Origin of the sequence: Cobetia sp. ICG0124 (genome assembly GCF_004006355.1) — a bacterium.
GTDB classification, from domain to species: Bacteria; Pseudomonadota; Gammaproteobacteria; order Pseudomonadales; family Halomonadaceae; genus Cobetia; species Cobetia marina.
This window is the reverse complement of sequence record NZ_CP024893.1, coordinates 2,871,639-2,888,708: the sequence shown is the minus strand read 5'-3', so window position 1 is coordinate 2,888,708 and position 17,070 is coordinate 2,871,639. Positions and strand designations below refer to the sequence as shown.

Here is a 17,070-nt window from a genome sequence, read left to right as displayed (position 1 = left end):
GGCAAAGATGTGAGGAGGGTGGCAAATGCAGCGTTACTCGGGATTCGGGCTGGTCAAGCATGCGCTCAGCCACCATGAGAACTGGCAGAAGGTCTGGCGTAGCCCAGAACCCAAGAAGGAATACGACGTCATCATCGTCGGTGGCGGCGGGCATGGACTGGCCACGGCCTACTACCTGGCCAAGGAACACGGCATCACCAATGTCGCGGTGATCGAGAAGGGCTGGCTGGGCGGCGGCAACACCGCGCGCAACACCACCCTGGTGCGCTCCAACTATCTGTGGGACGAGGCGGCGGCGCTCTACGAGCACTCCATGAAGCTGTGGGAAGGCCTGTCCCAGGACCTGAACTACAACGTGATGTTCTCCCAGCGTGGCGTGCTCAACCTGGGTCACACCCTGCAGGACATGCGTGACATCCAGCGCCGCGTGAACGCCAACCGTCTGCAGGGCATCGACGGCGAGGTGCTGGACACCCGGCAGGTGCAGGAACTGGTACCGGCGATGGACTGCTCCAGCCGGGCACGCTATCCGATTCTCGGCGCCTCCTGGCAGCCGCGCGGTGGCGTGGCGCGTCACGACGCCGTGGCCTGGGGCTTCGCGCGCGGTGCCGACAGCCTTGGCGTCGACCTGATCCAGCAGACCGAGGTCACCGGGTTCCGCAAGCAGGATGGTGCCATCGTCGGGGTGGAAACCTCGCGCGGCTTCATCGGTGCCAAGCGTGTCGGCGTGGTCACCGCCGGCAACTCCGGGGTGATGGCCGAGAAGGCCGGCTTCCGTCTGCCGCTGGAATCCCACCCGCTGCAGGCGCTGGTGTCCGAACCGCTCAAGCCGATTCTCGACACCGTGGTGATGTCCAACCACGTCCACGGCTATGTCAGCCAGTCCGACAAGGGTGACCTGGTCATCGGGGCCGGCATCGACGGCTACGTGGGCTACGGCCAGCGTGGCAGCTACCCGACCATCGAGCACACCCTGCAGGCCATCGTCGAGATGTTCCCGATCTTCTCGCGGGTGCGCATGAACCGTCAGTGGGGCGGCATCGTCGACACCTGTCCGGACGCCTGCCCGATCATTTCCAAGACGCCCGTGAAGGGGCTCTATTTCAACTGCGGTTGGGGCACCGGTGGCTTCAAGGCCACGCCGGGTTCCGGCAACGTCTTTGCCTGGACACTGGCCAAGGGGCGCACCCATCCGCTGGCAGAACCCTTCTCCTATGACCGTTTCAACACGGGCAAGCTGATCGACGAACATGGCGCCGCCGGCGTCGCGCACTGAACCTGCCGTCAGGAGACGACCGACCATGATGCATATCTTCTGTCCCTACTGCGGCGAGCTGCGCGAGGAAGAGGAATTCCACGTCAAGGGCCAGGCGCATATCGAGCGCCCGAAGGACCCCGAAGCCTGCTCCGATGCCGAGTGGGGGGATTATCTGTTCTTCCGCAACAACCCGCGTGGCGTTCATCACGAGCTGTGGATCCACGCCGTGGGCTGTCGCAAGTATTTCAACATCACCCGCCACACCGTGACCTACGAGATTCTCGAGACCTATCGCATGGGCGAGCAGCCCACCATCACCGGTGAGACGAAAGCCGATCCGACCACGCAAGCCAAGGGGGTGAGCGCATGAGCCAGCAAGACCACCAGACCGCCGCTGCCCCGCGACGTCTCGCCTCGGGTGGACGCATCGATCGCGCCACGCCGCTGACCTTCACCTTCAATGGCAAGCGTTATCAGGGCCTGGCAGGCGATACCCTCGCCTCGGCGCTGATGGCCAACGGCCTCGATGTGCTCAACGCCAGCTTCAAGTATGCGCGTCCGCGGGGCCTGGTCGCCGCCGGTGCCGAAGAGCCCAACGCCATCCTGCAGCTGGGCAGCACCGAAGCGGGCCAGGTGCCCAACGTGCGTGCCACCCAGCAGGCGCTTTACGACGGCCTGGAAGCCCACGCCGTCAGCGGCTGGGTCAAGGCCCAGAAGGACCTGATGAGCCGTTTCCTGCCGCAGGTCGGCAAGCTGGGCGGCAAGTTCATGCCGCCGGGCTTCTACTACAAGACCTTCATGGCGCCGGCCTCGCTGTGGATGACGTATGAAAAGTACATCCGCAAGGCCGCCGGTCTCGGGCGTTCTCCGCTCGAGGACGACCCGGACATCTATGATCACCTGCATCAGCACACCGATGTGCTGGTGATCGGCTCCGGCCCGGCGGGCCTGATGGCGGCGCTGGTCGCGGCCCGCAGTGGCGCGCGTGTCATCCTGTGTGACGAGCAGGAAGAGCTGGGTGGCTCACTGCTCTCCATGTCGGCGGACTGTCTCGATCAGACCCTGGACGGCAAGCCGGCCATCGAATGGCGTGACGCGGTGCTTGCGGAACTCGACGCCTGTGAGGATGTGCAGCTGCTGCCGCGCACCACCGCCAACGGCTATCACGATCACAACTTCGTGACCCTGCACGAGCGCCGCACCGAGCATCAGGCCGATCTCGCGCCGCGCAATGCCCGTGGCGCCCAGCAGGCACGCTCCCGTCTGCATCGCGTGCGCGCCCACCGCGCTATCATGGCCACCGGTGCCCACGAGCGGCCGCTGGTCTACAGCCACAACGATGTGCCGGGCAACCTGCTGGCCGGTGCCGTCACCACCTATCTGACCCGTTACGGCGTCGCCGCCGGCAACAAGCTGGTGCTGTCGGTCAACAACGACCACGCCTATCGCGCGGCGCTGGCATGGAAGGCGGCCGGTCGTGAGGTGGTCGCGATCGCCGATGCGCGTCCGGCGCCCTCCGGCGTGATGGTCGAGGCGGCGCGTGCCGCGGGCATCCGCATCATCGCCGGCGCCGCCGTGATCGAGGCCAAGGGCGAGCGCCGCGTGACAGGCGCGCGCATCGCGGCCATCGATATCGATGCCTTCAGCGTGACGGGGGCGGTGGAAGAGCTCGCCTGCGACACCATCGCCAGTTCCGGCGGCTACAGCCCGGTGGTTCACCTGGCGGCGCACACCGGCGCGCGTCCGGTATGGAGTGATGAGATCCACGGCTTCCTGCCGGCGCTGGGCGCACCGATGCTCAAGGGCTTCGATGCCTGCGGCGCCGCCAATGGCAGCTTCGCGCTGGAAGATGCGCTGGTCGCGGCCTATGCCAGCGGTGTCGCCGCGGTGGAAGCCTGCGAGTTCGAGATCGCCCAGGCCGAGGTGCCAGCGGTGTCCGAGCTTGCGGAATCCCCGATGCTGCCGCTCTATCAGGTGCCGCATGACAAGCCCACCGCACGCGCACCCAAGCAGTTTGTCGATCTGCAGAACGACGTCACTGCCGCCGGGATCGAGCTAGCCACCCGCGAAGGCTTCGAGTCCATCGAGCACGTCAAGCGCTACACCGCGATGGGCTTCGGCACCGACCAGGGCAAGCTGGGCAACATCAACGGCATGGCGGTCGCCGCGCGCTGTCTGGGGCAGACCATCCCCGACACCGGCACCACCGTATTCCGCCCCAACTACACACCGGTGACCTTCGGCGCCATCGTCGGCCGTCACTGCGGCGAGCTGTTCGACCCGATCCGCTACACCGCGATGCACGAATGGCACGTGGCGCAAGGCGCCAAGTTCGAGGATGTCGGCCAGTGGAAGCGCCCCTGGTACTACCCGCAGGGCAGTGAGGACATGCATGCCGCCGTCGAGCGCGAGTGTCTGGCGGTGCGCGAGAAGGTCGGCGTGCTGGATGCCTCGACCCTGGGCAAGATCGACATCACCGGTCGCGATGCGCGCGAATTCCTCAACCGCATCTACACCAACGCCTGGGCCAAGCTGGGCGTCGGCAAGGCGCGCTACGGCCTGATGTGTCACGACGACGGCATGGTGATGGACGACGGTGTCACCACCTGTCTGGCCGAAGACCACTTCCTGATGACCACCACCACCGGTGGCGCGGCCTCGATCCTTGAGTGGCTGGAACTGTGGCACCAGACCGAATGGCCGGAGCTGGACGTGCAGATGACCAGCGTCACCGATCACTGGGCGACCCTGACCGTCACCGGCCCCGAGGCGCGTGCGCTGGTCGGCGAGCTGACCGATATCGACCTCGACCGCGACAGCTTCAAGTTCATGGAAGTCCGTGAAGGGCTGATCGCCGACATTCCCGGGCGCATCTTCCGCATCTCCTTCACCGGCGAGCTGTCCTACGAGCTCAACGTGCCGGCCAACTACGGGCTGCATGTCTGGAAGCGTCTGTTCGAGTGCGGCAAGCAGTACGGCCTCACGCCCTACGGCACCGAGACCATGCACGTGCTGCGCGCCGAGAAGGGCTTCATCATCGTCGGTCAGGACACCGATGGCTCGATCACCCCGGAAGACCTCGGCATGCAGTGGTGTGTCGGCTACAACAAGCCGTATTCCTGGATCGGCAAGCGTGCGCTGTCGCGTCCGGATACCCGTCGCGACGACCGCAAGCAGATGGTCGGCCTGATTCCGACGCGCAAGAAGGCCGGCGATGAGCGCATCGTGCTGCCGGAAGGCTCGCAGATCGTCTTCGACCCGGAGCACGCCATCCCGATGCCGATGGTCGGCCACGTGACCTCCAGCTACTACAGCCCGACGCTGGGACATGGCTTCGCGCTGGCGGTGGTCAAGGGCGGTGCCAAGCGTATCGGCGAGACGGTGTTCCTGCCGCAGGCCGATGGCACGACGCTGGAAGCCGAAATCACCTCACCGGTGTTCTACGACAAGAAAGGGGAGCGCCAGCATGTCTGATGCCACCACACTCGACCCGCAAGCGGGTGCCGCCGTCGAGGCGCAGCCGCAGGACATGACAAGTTCTCAGACGTCAGTGATCGACCAGCGCCCGACGCCTGAAGTTCACGCTCAGAGCGCCCGTTCGCCGCTGGCGCATCTGTTCACGGCCCGCGATGACGGTGATGCCGGCGTCGTGCTGCAGGAGAAGGCGTTTCTCGGTCATCTGACGCTGCGCGGTGACCCCGCGCAGCCGGGCTTCGCCGAGGGTGTCGAGGCGGCGTTGGGTCTGGCGCTGCCGCTGACACCGGCAACTCTCCACCAGAATGAGGGCGGTCGCTCGATCCAGTGGCTGTCACCGGATGAGTGGCTGATCCTGGTGCCCGGCGAGGAAGCCTTCGCTGTCGAGAAGGCGCTGCATGAGCGGCTTTCGGGGCGCTATCAGGTGGTCAACGTCAGTGGTGGCCAGACCGTCATCTCGCTGAGTGGCGACCAGGCGCGTCAGGTGCTGATGAAGTCGACGCCTACCGATGTGCACCCGCGAGCCTTCCCGGTCGGGCGGGGCGTACCGGCGGTGTTCGCCAAGGCGACGCTGGTGCTGCGCCGCGTCAGCGAGAGCGAATTCGAGCTGGTGGTGCGCAGAAGCTTCGCCGATTACCTCGGCCGCTGGCTGCTGGATGCCAGCGAGGAATTCGGGGTCTGCATCAAGGCCTGAGATCTGTCGCAGGCGCACGCCATGACCTGAATCGGCTGCCAGGGGCCTTGCCCGGGCCAGGAGGCGGGCTTCAGAAATACTGAAGCCCGCCTCAATAATATTGGTTTGTCGCGCAGGGCCCCGGATGCAACCCTGACGTTGCAGCTTCCAACAATGAATAATCCTTACATGACAGGCACCTATGTATGCGTGATACCTGGATTCTGACCGCCCAATGTCCCAGCCGTATCGGCACGGTGGACGTCGTGACACGCTACCTGCGTGAGCAGGGCTGCTATATCACCGAGCTCAATTCCTTCGATGACCGCCTGTCGGGGCGCTTCTTCATCCGGGCCGAATTCCGGCCCCAGACCGAGGTCGGCGAACTCAGCGACAGCTTTGACGCCGCCGGTTTCGAGCAGGGCCTGGGCACGCGTGCCGCCGACTTCGAGATGGATGTCAGCCTGAGTGCGCCGGAGGAGCGCATGAAGGTGGTCATCATGGTCTCGCGCTCGGACCACTGCCTGAACGACCTGCTCTATCGGCATCGCATCGGCCAGCTGCCGATGGACATCACCGCCGTCATCTCCAACCACCCGGACATGGCGCCGCTGGCCGAGTGGCATGGCCTGCCCTATCACCACCTGCCGATCACCGCCGAGACCAAGGCCGAGCAGGAAGCGCAGGTGTGGCAGATCGTGCAGGACACCGGTGCCGAGCTGGTGATTCTGGCGCGCTACATGCAGGTGCTGTCAAGCGACATGTGCGAGAAGCTCTCGGGGCGGGCGATCAACATCCACCACTCGCTGCTGCCGGGCTTCAAGGGCGCGCGCCCCTATCACCAGGCCTACGAGAAGGGCGTCAAGCTGGTCGGTGCCACCGCGCACTACATCAACGATGATCTCGATGAAGGGCCGATCATCACCCAGGGCGTCGAGACGGTGGATCACGCCCACTATCCGGAAGACCTGATCGCCAAGGGCCGGGATATCGAGTGCCTGACCCTGTCGCGTGGCGTGCGTTATCACCTCGAGCGCCGCGTCTTCCTGCATGACAGGCGCACGGTGGTGTTCGGCAACTGAGTGCAGATTGCGTGCGCAGGCTCCACAGGAAGTAGCTGCCGCCGATCAGCGAGGCCATCAGGCCGGCGGGGATCTCGTAGGGAGAGAGCAGCTGGCGCCCCAGCCAGTCCGCCAGCACCATCAACAGCGCCCCGCACAGCACCGCGCCGAGCATGTGCTCTCGCGCGCGGCTCAGCCCCAGCAGACGCGCCAGATGCGGGGCCAGCAGGCCGACGAAGGATAGCGGGCCGACGATCAGGGTCGCCAGCGCGGTGAGCACCGCCACCGCACCCAGCAGCACCAGACGGGCGCGGGTCACGCCGATGCCCAGCGCACTGGCGCTCGCCATGCCCAGCGGCAGGATGTCCAGCCAGCGCGCCAGCGGGCGCACCAGCAGCACCGCGACGATCGCCAGCGCGAGCACGCCGACCGCCGCGGAGAGGCCCACGTAGTAGGTGGAGCCGGACAGCCAGGCCAGGATCTGCTGACCGCGCGGGTCCCCATCGGCGAGGATGATGCCGCGCACCGCATCGTAGAGCGCCGTGATCGCCACCCCGCACAGCAGCACGCGTTCGGGAATGAAGCCACTGCGATGATTGAGCGCCACCAGCAGCGCCAGACAGGCCAGTGCCCCGCAGACGCCCGCGCCCAGCAGGGTCAGCTGGCCCGGTTCCGGCACCAGCAGCAGCGTCAGCATCAACGCGATGGCGGTGCCGCCGCTGATGCCGAGAATCTCGGGGCTGGCCATCGGGTTGCTGGTCAGGCGCTGCAACAGGGTCCCGGCGAGGGCCAGCAGCACGCCGGCGCCTGCCGCCGCCAGCACGCGTGGCAGACGGAAGTCCAGCACGCTGGTCTGGCCCGCCAGCAACTGTTGGAGCATGTCACCGCCAAGCGTCCAGCCATCGGCGCCATTGCCGACGAGAAGCGCCAGCAGCAGGGCGATGATGACGCCTGCCAGCAGCCAGCCCAGCAGGCGATCGGGGCGGGGATGACGATGTGTCAGTGACATGCCGTGATGACTGGCGGGGCCTGCTCCCTGCGCCATCTTCAGGCGCGGAATCAGCCACAGCAGCAGCGGCGCGCCGAGGGCCGCCGTCATCGCGCCGGTGGGAATCAGGTTGGGCAGCAGGCCATCGAGACTGGCGACCACCAGGTCCGTCACCGCCAGCAGCAGTGCCCCGAACAGCGGTGCCCACAGCAGGCGCTGACCCAGGCGGCGTGCGCCCATCAGACGCACGCAGGCCGGCGCGGCCAGGCCGATGAAGCCGATGATGCCCAGCACGCTGACCACGCGGGCGCTCAGGAATACCGCCAGCCCCAGGCTCATCAGACGCAGCTTGCGCAGCGAGACGCCCAGGCTTCTGGCATTGGCCTCGTCGAGATCCAGTACCGCCAGCGGGCGCATCAGCACCAGTGCCAGCAGCATGCCCGGCAGCAGACGGGTGATCAGCGTGGTCACGCCGTCCCAGCCGTTCTGCGCCAGCGAGCCTGCGCCCCATACCAGGGTGCCGTGCAGGGCTTCCTGATGGAACAGCAACAGCACCATGCCCAGCGCGCCGATGTAGAGGTTGACCACCAGACCCGCCAGCACCACCACGGTCGGTGACATGCCGCGCGCCCAGGCCAGCGCGAATACCAGCCCCATGGCGGCCAGGCCACCGGCCAGCGCGACCCATTCACGGCCGAGCTGGAAGCCGTCACCTCCAAGACCCGTGCCGGCCATCAGCGCCGGGGCGAACAGCGTCGCCAGCATCATCGCCAGACTCGCGCCACTGGCAACGCCAAGGGTAGTGGGCGCGGCCAGCGGGTTGCGCAGCACCTGCTGCATCAGCACCCCCGCCATGCCCAGCGCAGCCCCGGCCAGCAGCGCGCAGAGCAATCGCGGCCACCAGCTGACATGGGCCACCAGCTGGGCGGAGAGCAGGGCACTATCCGTCTGGCTGAGACTGGCCGCATTCGTGACATCGGGGGATGCCCACAGTGCGGTCAGGCCCTGCATCAGACTCAGGCCGTCTCGGTTGAGGGCGAGGCTGCCCAGCACCAGCAGGGCCAGCGTGAGCAGACTGCAGGCTCTGCCGGGAGTGAGCCGAAGGGGACTGGGGGCGGAAGAGGAACGCTCTCTCATGACCTGCTCAGGGGTGGCCATCGGTGATCTCTCCCTCAGGTCCTCGTCAAGCAGATGATCGGCGAGCAGGTCGGCGAAGCGATTGGCCGAGGGCAGGGCGCCGAAGCTCCATACCGGCGGCAGGAACAGCGGCGCCGAGGCAGCGCTGTTCTCACGCACGCCGGGCATGGCCTGCCACAGACCATTGCGCGCCAGGGCCTCGCGTCCGCCGGGTGGCAGGGGTTCCACCACCACCATGCGGCCCTTGAGGGTCACCAGCTTCTCGAGACTGACGGTGGCGAAGCCCCAGGCATTGGTATCGCCTTGCCAGGCATTGTCGATGCCCATGCGCTCGATCACCACCTGGAACAGGCTGTTGTCACCGAAGATGCGCACATGGCGGTCATCCATGAACTGCACCATCAGCAGGGGGCGCAGCGCCTGACCCTCGCGAGCGCTCTGCTGGCGCAAGGCGGCAGCGTAGCCCGCCAGTCGGGCCGTGCTCTGGCGAATCAGTTGCTCGGCCTGTGGCTCGCGCTGTGTCAGCTTGCCCAGCTGGCGGGTCGCCGCGACCAGCGTCTGCCAGGTGTCGGCATCCGGGGTATAGATGGCGACACTGGTGACCGGCGCGATGGCCGACAGGCGTGGCGTGAGGCTGGCGAGCATCGGGCTGATCAGGATGTCATCGGGGGCGAGGGCGGCCAGCTGCTCCAGATTCGGTTGGGTGCGCAGGCCGAGATCCCGCGTGCCTTGAGGCAGCGCCGGTTGAGCCACCCAGCTGGCGTAGGTCTCCACCTGGCCCACGCCCATGGCGCGCACCCCGAGTCCGGTCAGGGTCTCGGCCAGGGTCCAGTCCAGCGCCACGACGGGGCGATCGACGAAGCCCGCTGGTGCCTGCCTCATGGGCGTCACCCGTCGTGGCGGCGCTGGCGGACCCCGCGGCCAGCAGGCTCAGGCCGATCAGTGCCATCAGCCACTTCATACCGGCACCGCGATCTGCTGCTGGCCATGCGCCGGGGTGATCACCTGCATCTCGACGCCATAGATATCCTTGAGCGTGGCGGGATTCATCATCTCGTCGGGCGCGCCTTCGGCCAGCACCTTGCCACTGTGGAGCGCTACCAGACGGTCGCAATATCGCGCCGCCAGATTGATGTCGTGCAGCACGATGATGATGCCCAGTCCCAGGGTGTGGCTGAGATGCGAGACCAGCTCCATCACCTCGATCTGGTGGGCGATATCCAGCGCCGCCAGCGGTTCATCCAGCAGCAGATAGCGGCTGCCCTGGGCCAGCAGCATCGCCAGCCACACGCGCTGACGCTCGCCGCCGGAGAGCGTATCGACCTGCTGGTCGGCGAAGGCCTCGGTGTGGGTCAGTGCGATGGCGCGCTCGATGGCGGCCTCATCCTCGGCGCCGGGACGCCCCAGCAGGCCGTGCCACGGATAGCGCCCGAAGGCGACCAGCTCTCGTCCGGTCAGCGCTTCGGCGGTCGGCAGGTGCTGGGGGAGATAGGCCACGGCGCGTGCGAATTCACGGTTGCCGAATTCCGAGAGCGCACGCGCATCCAGCGACAGTCGGCCGCTGGTGGGCTGCATCTGTCGTGCCAGCAACTTGAGCAGCGTCGACTTGCCGGACCCGTTGTGACCGATCAGGCCATGCACCTTGCCCGGCGCGAAATCCAGCGCGGAGGCTTGCAGCAGACAGCGCTGACCGAGGGTGAAGCGCAGTTGGTCGAGAGTGAACATTGAGGCGTCTCACCGCGAAAGCAGCCGGCGGCCGTCAGTCGATCCGCACAATGGCGTTGCGCCTGCTGGACATAGCGGCCTGCCATGCGCTCCGAGACCCCCAGACGCTCGCCGATCTCACGCTTGGTCACGCCTTCCAGTCGATACCAGAGGAGTGACTGACGAAGATGGTGGGGCTGCTCGGCGAGCGCCTGCTGGATCACCTGAAGCTTCTGGCGCCGCGCGAGACAGCGCTCGGGGTCCAGGCGTGTCGCCGAGAGGCGCTCGTCGTCGTCCTCCATTTCCTCGAAGACCGGGGCGCGCGACTGGTGGCGGTGATGATCGATGATCAGATTGCGTGCGATCCGATACAGCCAGGCGCGCGGATTGCGCGGCGGCTCCCCTGTCATCCTGAGGCGCAGATAGACGTCATGGCACATGTCTTCCGCCAGATCATGCGAGGCCAGCTGACGGGTCAGGAATCCGATCAGCTCCTGGTGATAGCGGGCAAACAGTGCGTCCAGCGAGGGCAGCTCAATCATATTGGTGTTGCGAATCATTATCAATGTCTGTCTGGCAGGCACGCGCCTGACCGCCTGCGAAGCATTCGGAGGCGGTCTCAGTGGCGGGCGAAGGCGGCGATGGGGTTGTCCAGCTCTCCCTTGAGCTGCAAGGCACCGGAGGGGTCAGTGAGGTCGACCATCTGCTGGTTGTTGCGCAGCTGCAGACGGTTGAGACACGACAGCGTGAAGCGTGGCGCGAACAGGTCGTGACGCGCGAACTTGTCGGCCATCTCCGGGTGCGCATCCTGGTAGTCATGGATGCAGGCCGCGACGCGTGACCAGAAGGCGTCTTCCGTCATCACCTGCTCGCGCACCAGCAGCGGTACCGCGAAGCGGAAGATGCAGTCGAAGATATCGGTGAGCAGCGACAGGATGCGGATCGGTTCCGGCACCTCGACCACCAGACGCTCGACTCCTTCCGGCAGCTCCAGGGCGCGGGTCTCGTCGGTGGCGAACAGCGCGGCCTCTTCGGCGATGTCCTTCATCAGTGCACCACACGGCACGCCATCGCGCAGGCGCATGATCAGGTTCTCGCCATGCGGCATGAACACCAGATCATGCTTGAAGTAGCAGTGCAGCAGCGGCGTCATGTAGGCCGTCAGCCACTTGTCGATCCACGCTTCGGCGCCGATGCCGGAGCGCTCGATCAGCGCAGGCAGCAGCGCCTTCTCGTCGTTGTCGACGTGCAGCAGCGCGGCCATGGTCATCAGGCGCTCGCCCTCGTCCTTGACGTCTTCCGGGCTCTCGCGCCATAGGCTGGCCAGCATCTTGCGATAGCCGACGGCCGCCGGGTCGGCATCTTCCAGCACGTCATCGCGATAGCCGATGGCGGCGACTTCACGCAGCAGACGGAAGCCCCATGTCTCGAAGGACGGGTCGGAGTCGATCAGCCCCTGCAGCCACTGGTTGATGGCCGGCGTGGCGCGCATGTAATAGGGCGACAGACCGCGCATGAAGCCCATGTTGAGGATCGACAGCGCGACCTTCACGTAGCGGCGGCCCGGCTGGTTGCGGTTGTAGAGCGTGCGGATCGACTGCTGGGCCTGGTAGCGGTCCTCGCCAAGTCCCAGACAGACGATGCGCTGGCTTGAGATCTCGGCGGCGAAGGTGATCGCCAGCTTGTGATTCCACTGCCACGGGTGCACCGGCATCATCAGGTAATCGGCGGCATCGAGGCCCTTGGCCGTCAGCTGATGCTCCAGGCGGGCCAGTTCGGCGTGACCCAGTTCCTCTTCCAGCAGACGGCGCGGATCGAGACCATCCACGCCGGAGTAATGCGCGTTGTCGCGATGTACGGCGATCCACACCAGCGCGAAGGGCTGTGCGGCCTCCGGCGCGTAGGCGCGGTAGTCCAGCGCATCGAAGCCCATGCGGCCATTGTTGGCGACAAAGCACGGGTGGCCTTCACTCATCGCCGATTCCAGGGTCTGGAAGGAGGCACCGGCCAGCACGCGGGCGGATTGATTCTCGCGCACGGCGCGCTGCATCTTCCAGGCGCTGGAAGCGAGCGTGGCGCTGACTTCCTCGAGATAGACCGGCAGCAGGCGCGGCGGAATCTCCAGCACGTCGTTGAGCTCCAGAATCAGCTCGCGGGCATCCAGCGGTAGGGCCTTGCCATTGGCGTCCAGACGCTGGAGGGAGGCCGCGTCGATCAACCAGTGATCGAGCTGGAAGCGGCGCGCCACGAAGCGATATTCCACCGCACGACGACTGACGGGGGCCTTGTCGCTCGCCGGGGCAGACAGCGACAGGCGGTAATGATGCCAGCCATCCGTGATGCGGGCGTTGGTCTCGTCGGCACACTGCGGGTGGATCAGGCGCTCATGGCTGAATTCGGCCAGTGCCTTGCGCACCAGCAGGCGATTGGCCTGCTGCCAGTCCGGCCCGGTGAGGTGCTGGCCGGCCGCCGCCGGATTGGCGGTGATGGCGGTATCCAGTCGCGGGCTGCGGCTCGCCAGGGCGGCGCGGAAGTCCTGCGGGGAGCAGAAGCACAGACGCGCGGGCTTGCCGTCGAGATCCAGCGGGCCGTGATCGACGAAGCCGACGGCGGCATTCAGCGGGTGAATGGCGGTATTGCGGCTGTCGGGTTCGACCACCACGCGAGTGACCGGGCGGACTGCCTCACCGGTATCTGCGGCGTGCTCGTCACGGAACTGGCCGGCGAAGATCATCGCCATGATCGATTCGATCACCGCACGCGAGAAGCCGCTGATGGGGGCCTGGTCATCGCTGCGCGGCGCGATGAGGAAGTGCATGCCGAAGTCGCCGGGCTGCACGGCGTAATGCTTGCCGAGCGGGTCGTGTGCCGGGTCATACAGCTCGACCAGAAACGCCGGCTGGTCGTTGTAGAGGCCGAGCCAGCCCTGGGCGTGGCGACTGTCTTCCAGGCCCTGATAGAAATCGTGCTTGGTGGTGAGCAGGTCTTCGCTCATGCCCCAGAAGCTGGCGCGCGGGCCACTGGTCCACTCGTCCACCAGCGCCATGTCGGCGGCGAGATCCAGCGGACGCAGCGCGAATTCCGCTCGCTCCGGCGTGCTGTCATCCTGCGGCTTGCGCAGGCGCGCCTGGGCCTGTTCGAGCTCCACCGAGCGGCGCGTGAAACGTGTGCCGGGTACCGGGCTCAGCAGGTCGAGTGCCGGGGAGGTGTCCAGTGATGTCTCGCCGAAGATCTGCTGGGCCGGGGTCGCGGCGCTGTGGGCGTTGGCACGGGTGGTGGTGATGTCGACGGGCATGTTCATGCGGTGGTCTCCCGGTGTTGCGCTGCGCGTGAGGACTCGGTGGGGGCGGTGCTGGACGAGGCGGTCTTTTCGCTGGCCGCACTGGCATGCAGGTCGGTCTCGCCGTAGGCCAGATGGGCGGCGGGCAGAGGCGTGAAGCCGTTGCCGTTGCCCTTTTCAACGCCCGGGGCGCCGAAGCTCTGGAAGGCGATGCGCCGCTCGATGGGATAGACCTCACGCCCGGTGATGGCGCGCAGGATGCAGCTGTTGCGATAGCAGGCCATGCCCAGGTCCGGGGCGGCCAGCGAGTGGGTATGCAGCTCGGCGTTCTGGACGAAGATCTCGCCGGCAAAGGGCGACTGGTCACCTTCATTGCCTTCGGCGTCTGCGGTGCTCTGCGCGTCGACGGCGTAGAAGCGCCCGACGGCGTAGCGGCCTTCGGCGTCACGACGGATGCGTGACTCGATGCTCTTCAAGAAGGGCGGGGCGACGTAGTGATAGCCGGTGGCCAGTACCACGGCACTGGTCTCGTGGCGCCATGCCTGCTGCTGTTCGCGCTGATAGAGCCCCAGGCTGAAGTCGCCATCGGCGCTCTCGCGAGTCAGCGAGGTCAGCTCGGTATTGGTCATCAGGGTGGTGGGCACCACGCCCTGCAGCTGCTTGGCGTAGAGGGTGTCGTAGATCTCGTTGATCAGTTCGAGATTGATGCCCTTGTAGAGGCCCTTCTGGGTCGCCAGCAGGGTGTTGCGCTGTTCGCGCGGCAGGGCATGGAAGTAGTCGATGTAATCCGGTGACGTCATCTCCAGCGTCAGCTTGCCGTATTCCAGCGGGAAGAAGCGCGGCGAGCGCGTGATCCAGTTGAGCTGGTAGCTGTGCTGGTCGATCTCGCGCAGCAGGTCGAGATAGATCTCGGCGGCGCTCTGGCCGGAGCCGATGATGGTGATGGCCGGCTGGGACGTCAGTTCGTCCTTGCGCGCCAGGTAGTGGGCGTTGTGGCACACGCGGCTGCCCGCCACCGGCACCTCGCCGCGTACCGCATCGGCAGCGCCGGGCAGATACGGCTGGGTGCCGGTGCCCAGCACCAGCTTGCGTGCGCGATAGACGAAGGCCTCGCCGGAGCTGGGGCGAGTGCCGCGCACCACATAGATGTCGCCGACATGCTGGATGTCCTGGACCTCGTGATCGAAACGCAGGCTGGTCAGCTCGCGCGCCGCCCACTGGCAGTACTGGTTGTACTCGCGGCGCAGCAGGAAGAAGTCTTCGCGGATGTAGAAGTTGTAGAGCTTGTCATGCAGCTTCAGGTAATTGAGGAAGCTGAAGTGGCTGGTCGGGTCGGCCAGCGAGACCATGTCCGCCATGAAGGGCGTCTGCATGCTGGCGTCTTCCAGCAGCATGCCCGGGTGCCAGTCGAAGGCGGCCTTGCGCTCCAGGAAGACGCCGTTCACGTCCTCCAGCGGCTCGCTCAGACAGGCAAGGCTCAGGTTGAAGGGGCCGATGCCGATGGCGACGAAGTCGAGCACCTCATTGCGCGTTTCAGCTGTGTCGGTGACGTGAGGAGTCGAAGTGTCATGCATGACGGATTTCCTTTGCTTCTGTGGTGTGGCTGCGACGGCTGGCGGCGGGGGCATCGGCCAGTGCTGCGGCGTGGCTTGCCTGGGCCGTGGTGCTGACGGCGAGGTGATGCGCCTTGACCAGCGCCTGACCATGCTGGCGGATCAGCTCGACCACCGCGGCGATGTCGTCGCGGGTGGTGTCCGGGTTGAGCAGCGTGAACTTCAGATACTGACGGTCGGAGACCTTGGTGGCGGCGACGATGGCTTCCCCGCTGCGCGACAGGCGCTTGCGGATCTCGCGATTCAGGGCGTCCCACTGTGCATCGCTGAGGGTGTCTTCGTTGGCGTCATGGAAGCGGAACACCAGGGTGCTGAGCTCCGGGGCCTGAACGACATCGATGTCCGGTGCCGCCGCGAGCAGCTGATGGCCCTCGCGAGTGAGGTCGATCACGCAATCGAGCATGTCGCCGAGGGCATCGGCGCCCATCAGGCGCAGCGTCAGCCACAGCTTGAGCGCATCGAAGCGCCGCGTGGTCTGCAGGCTCTTGTTGACCTGATCCGGTGTGCCCTCGCGGGCCTGGAGTTCCGGGTTGAGGTAGTCGGCGTGATAGGTGACGTGGCGCAGCTGGGTGCGATCACGCACCACGCAGGCGCTGCAGCTGACCGGCTGGAAGAAGGTCTTGTGGTAATCGATGGTGACGGAGTCCGCCATCTCGACGCCCTTGAGCCAGTGACCGTGACGACGCGAGGTGATCAGACCGCCTCCGTAGGCGCCATCGACGTGGAACCAGATGCCACGTGCATGGCATTCACGGCCGATGGCCTGCAGCGGGTCGATGCTGCCGAAGTCGGTGGTACCGGCGGTCCCGACCACGGCCATCGGAATCAGGCCTTCCGCGCGCGCCTTGTCCAGCGCCTCACGCAGGGCAATCGGGTCCATGCGGCGACGCTCATCCACGGCGACGGGGATGACGGCGTTGTGGCCGAGGCCGAGCAGGGCACAGGCCTTCTGCAGGCTGAAGTGACTGATGCCGGAGGCGAAGACGCGCAGGCGCCCGGCTTCCGGCGGCAGGCCGTGGGTCTGGTTGCCGGGGTGGTTGGGCAGCTTCTCGCAGACCGCGTCACGCGCCAGCAGCAGCGCCATCAGGTTGGATTGGGTGCCGCCGCTGGTGAAGATGCCGTCCGCGGTCGGACCCAGGCCCAGTCGTTCGGTGGTCCAGTCGATCAGGCGCTGTTCGATCAGGGTGCCGCCGGCGCTCTGATCCCAGGTGTCGAGGGAGGAATTGATCGCGCCGAGCAGGCTTTCCGCCCAGACACCCGGCAGCACGACCGGGCAGTTGAGGTGTGCGATGTAGCGCGGGTGATGGAAATAGACGGCATCCTTCAGGTAGAGCGACTGGAGCTCCTCCAGGCCCGCTTCCAGATTCTCGAGGGGCGTCTCGAGATCCAGCTCGGCAAAGGCCGGGCGCAGGGCTTCCGGAGTGATGCCGCTGAAGGGTTGCTGAACGTTCTCGAGCTGTTCGGCGACCAGACTGCTGATGCGTTGCATGCCGGCCTGCCAGGCATCCATGTTGGCAGGTGAGAACAGGGCGGCGCTGGGCGAGCGGGACAGGGAGCTCGCGGCGGCAGCGGCCTGGGGGGCAGACGCGGGGGATCCTGCAGCCGCGCCATAGGTGGCGGCGGAATCATGAAGGCTGTGCATTACATAACCTTATGCGAATGTTCGCAGATAAAGACTTGGAAGAGACTCGCAGCCAGCCAGGGCAGGTGGCACAGGAGCGAGGACCAGTCAGGACATTCATCAAGTGCCGCGTAGAGTGAGTCGTCACCGAGCGCCCCTGTGTCGGGCAATCCTGTCGGGCAATCTCGATGTCATGTGCGGCACACGCCAGAGGTATCAGACGACGAGTGGTTCAGGGCGATGGTGCCGGCGACATCCTTG

General features: G+C 66.3%; 10 protein-coding genes and 2 pseudogenes. 5 read left to right on the top strand and 7 right to left on the bottom strand.

What is annotated here, in order from left to right; genetic code table 11:
- Positions 1 to 25: 25 nt before the first annotated feature.
- The 5 genes from CU110_RS13405 to purU all read left to right on the top strand — a co-directional run bounded on the left by CU110_RS13405 (position 26) and on the right by purU (position 6,487).
- The gene (locus CU110_RS13405; RefSeq protein ID WP_084209343.1) at positions 26 to 1,276 is read left to right on the top strand and encodes a sarcosine oxidase subunit beta family protein; all 1,251 of its coding nucleotides are present in this window, start codon (positions 26 to 28) and stop codon (positions 1,274 to 1,276) included.
- A gap of 25 nt (positions 1,277 to 1,301) precedes the next feature.
- Complete coding sequence (locus tag CU110_RS13400; RefSeq protein WP_043333138.1) at positions 1,302 to 1,628, top strand: sarcosine oxidase subunit delta; 327 nt, start codon at positions 1,302 to 1,304, stop codon at positions 1,626 to 1,628.
- A complete protein-coding gene (locus CU110_RS13395; protein WP_084209342.1) occupies positions 1,625 to 4,732 on the top strand; it encodes a sarcosine oxidase subunit alpha family protein in 3,108 nt (1,035 codons plus the stop codon). Before CU110_RS13400 ends, CU110_RS13395 begins: the two co-directional genes overlap by 4 nt.
- Positions 4,725 to 5,426 carry a sarcosine oxidase subunit gamma family protein gene (gene soxG / locus CU110_RS13390; protein ID WP_240499601.1) on the top strand — a complete coding sequence of 234 codons (702 nt, stop codon included), beginning with the start codon at positions 4,725 to 4,727 and terminating at the stop codon, positions 5,424 to 5,426. The genes CU110_RS13395 and soxG overlap by 8 nt, the downstream gene beginning before the upstream one ends.
- 185 nt (positions 5,427 to 5,611) lie before the next feature.
- Positions 5,612 to 6,487, top strand: a complete 876-nt coding sequence (purU, locus tag CU110_RS13385) for a formyltetrahydrofolate deformylase (RefSeq protein WP_084209341.1) — start codon at positions 5,612 to 5,614, stop codon at positions 6,485 to 6,487.
- A 13-nt stretch (positions 6,488 to 6,500) separates the two neighbouring features.
- On the opposite strand, the pseudogene fhuB reads toward purU, so the two are convergent.
- The 7 genes and pseudogenes from fhuB to CU110_RS13355 all read right to left on the bottom strand — a co-directional run.
- Positions 6,501 to 8,591 (bottom strand): annotated as a pseudogene (gene fhuB / locus CU110_RS13380) (Fe(3+)-hydroxamate ABC transporter permease FhuB); the annotation flags it as partial.
- 159 nt (positions 8,592 to 8,750) lie between these two features.
- Positions 8,751 to 9,473: pseudogene (locus CU110_RS16325) on the bottom strand (ABC transporter substrate-binding protein); the annotation flags it as partial.
- Positions 9,474 to 9,548: 75 nt separating this feature from the next.
- A complete protein-coding gene (locus CU110_RS13375) occupies positions 9,549 to 10,316 on the bottom strand; it encodes an ATP-binding cassette domain-containing protein (protein WP_084209339.1) in 768 nt (255 codons plus the stop codon).
- Positions 10,220 to 10,837 carry a sigma-70 family RNA polymerase sigma factor gene (locus CU110_RS13370; protein ID WP_127736308.1) on the bottom strand — a complete coding sequence of 206 codons (618 nt, stop codon included), beginning with the start codon at positions 10,835 to 10,837 and terminating at the stop codon, positions 10,220 to 10,222. Before CU110_RS13370 ends, CU110_RS13375 begins: the two co-directional genes overlap by 97 nt.
- 77 nt (positions 10,838 to 10,914) lie before the next feature.
- Positions 10,915 to 13,596, bottom strand: coding sequence for a GNAT family N-acetyltransferase (locus CU110_RS13365; RefSeq protein ID WP_205632713.1), 2,682 nt, complete (start codon positions 13,594 to 13,596; stop codon positions 10,915 to 10,917).
- The gene (locus CU110_RS13360) at positions 13,593 to 15,149 is read right to left on the bottom strand and encodes a SidA/IucD/PvdA family monooxygenase (RefSeq protein ID WP_084209338.1); all 1,557 of its coding nucleotides are present in this window, start codon (positions 15,147 to 15,149) and stop codon (positions 13,593 to 13,595) included. Before CU110_RS13360 ends, CU110_RS13365 begins: the two co-directional genes overlap by 4 nt.
- On the bottom strand, positions 15,142 to 16,830 hold the full coding sequence (locus CU110_RS13355) for an aspartate aminotransferase family protein (protein ID WP_084209337.1): 1,689 nt from the start codon (positions 16,828 to 16,830) through the stop codon (positions 15,142 to 15,144). Before CU110_RS13355 ends, CU110_RS13360 begins: the two co-directional genes overlap by 8 nt.
- Between the last annotated feature and the right edge of the window lie 240 nt (positions 16,831 to 17,070).

Excerpts from the sequence above, each read along its gene's own strand:
- CU110_RS13360 (WP_084209338.1), bottom strand. The coding sequence starts at position 15,149 with ATGCATGACACTTCGACTCCTCACGTCACCGACACAGCTGAAACGCGC.
- CU110_RS13365 (WP_205632713.1), bottom strand. The coding sequence starts at position 13,596 with ATGAACATGCCCGTCGACATCACCACCACCCGTGCCAACGCCCACAGC.
- CU110_RS13370 (WP_127736308.1), bottom strand. The coding sequence starts at position 10,837 with ATGATTGAGCTGCCCTCGCTGGACGCACTGTTTGCCCGCTATCACCAG.
- purU (WP_084209341.1), top strand. The coding sequence starts at position 5,612 with ATGCGTGATACCTGGATTCTGACCGCCCAATGTCCCAGCCGTATCGGC.
- CU110_RS13375 (WP_084209339.1), bottom strand. The coding sequence starts at position 10,316 with ATGTTCACTCTCGACCAACTGCGCTTCACCCTCGGTCAGCGCTGTCTG.
- CU110_RS13400 (WP_043333138.1), top strand. The coding sequence starts at position 1,302 with ATGATGCATATCTTCTGTCCCTACTGCGGCGAGCTGCGCGAGGAAGAG.
- CU110_RS13355 (WP_084209337.1), bottom strand. The coding sequence starts at position 16,830 with ATGCACAGCCTTCATGATTCCGCCGCCACCTATGGCGCGGCTGCAGGA.
- soxG (WP_240499601.1), top strand. The coding sequence starts at position 4,725 with ATGTCTGATGCCACCACACTCGACCCGCAAGCGGGTGCCGCCGTCGAG.
- CU110_RS13405 (WP_084209343.1), top strand. The coding sequence starts at position 26 with ATGCAGCGTTACTCGGGATTCGGGCTGGTCAAGCATGCGCTCAGCCAC.
- CU110_RS13395 (WP_084209342.1), top strand. The coding sequence starts at position 1,625 with ATGAGCCAGCAAGACCACCAGACCGCCGCTGCCCCGCGACGTCTCGCC.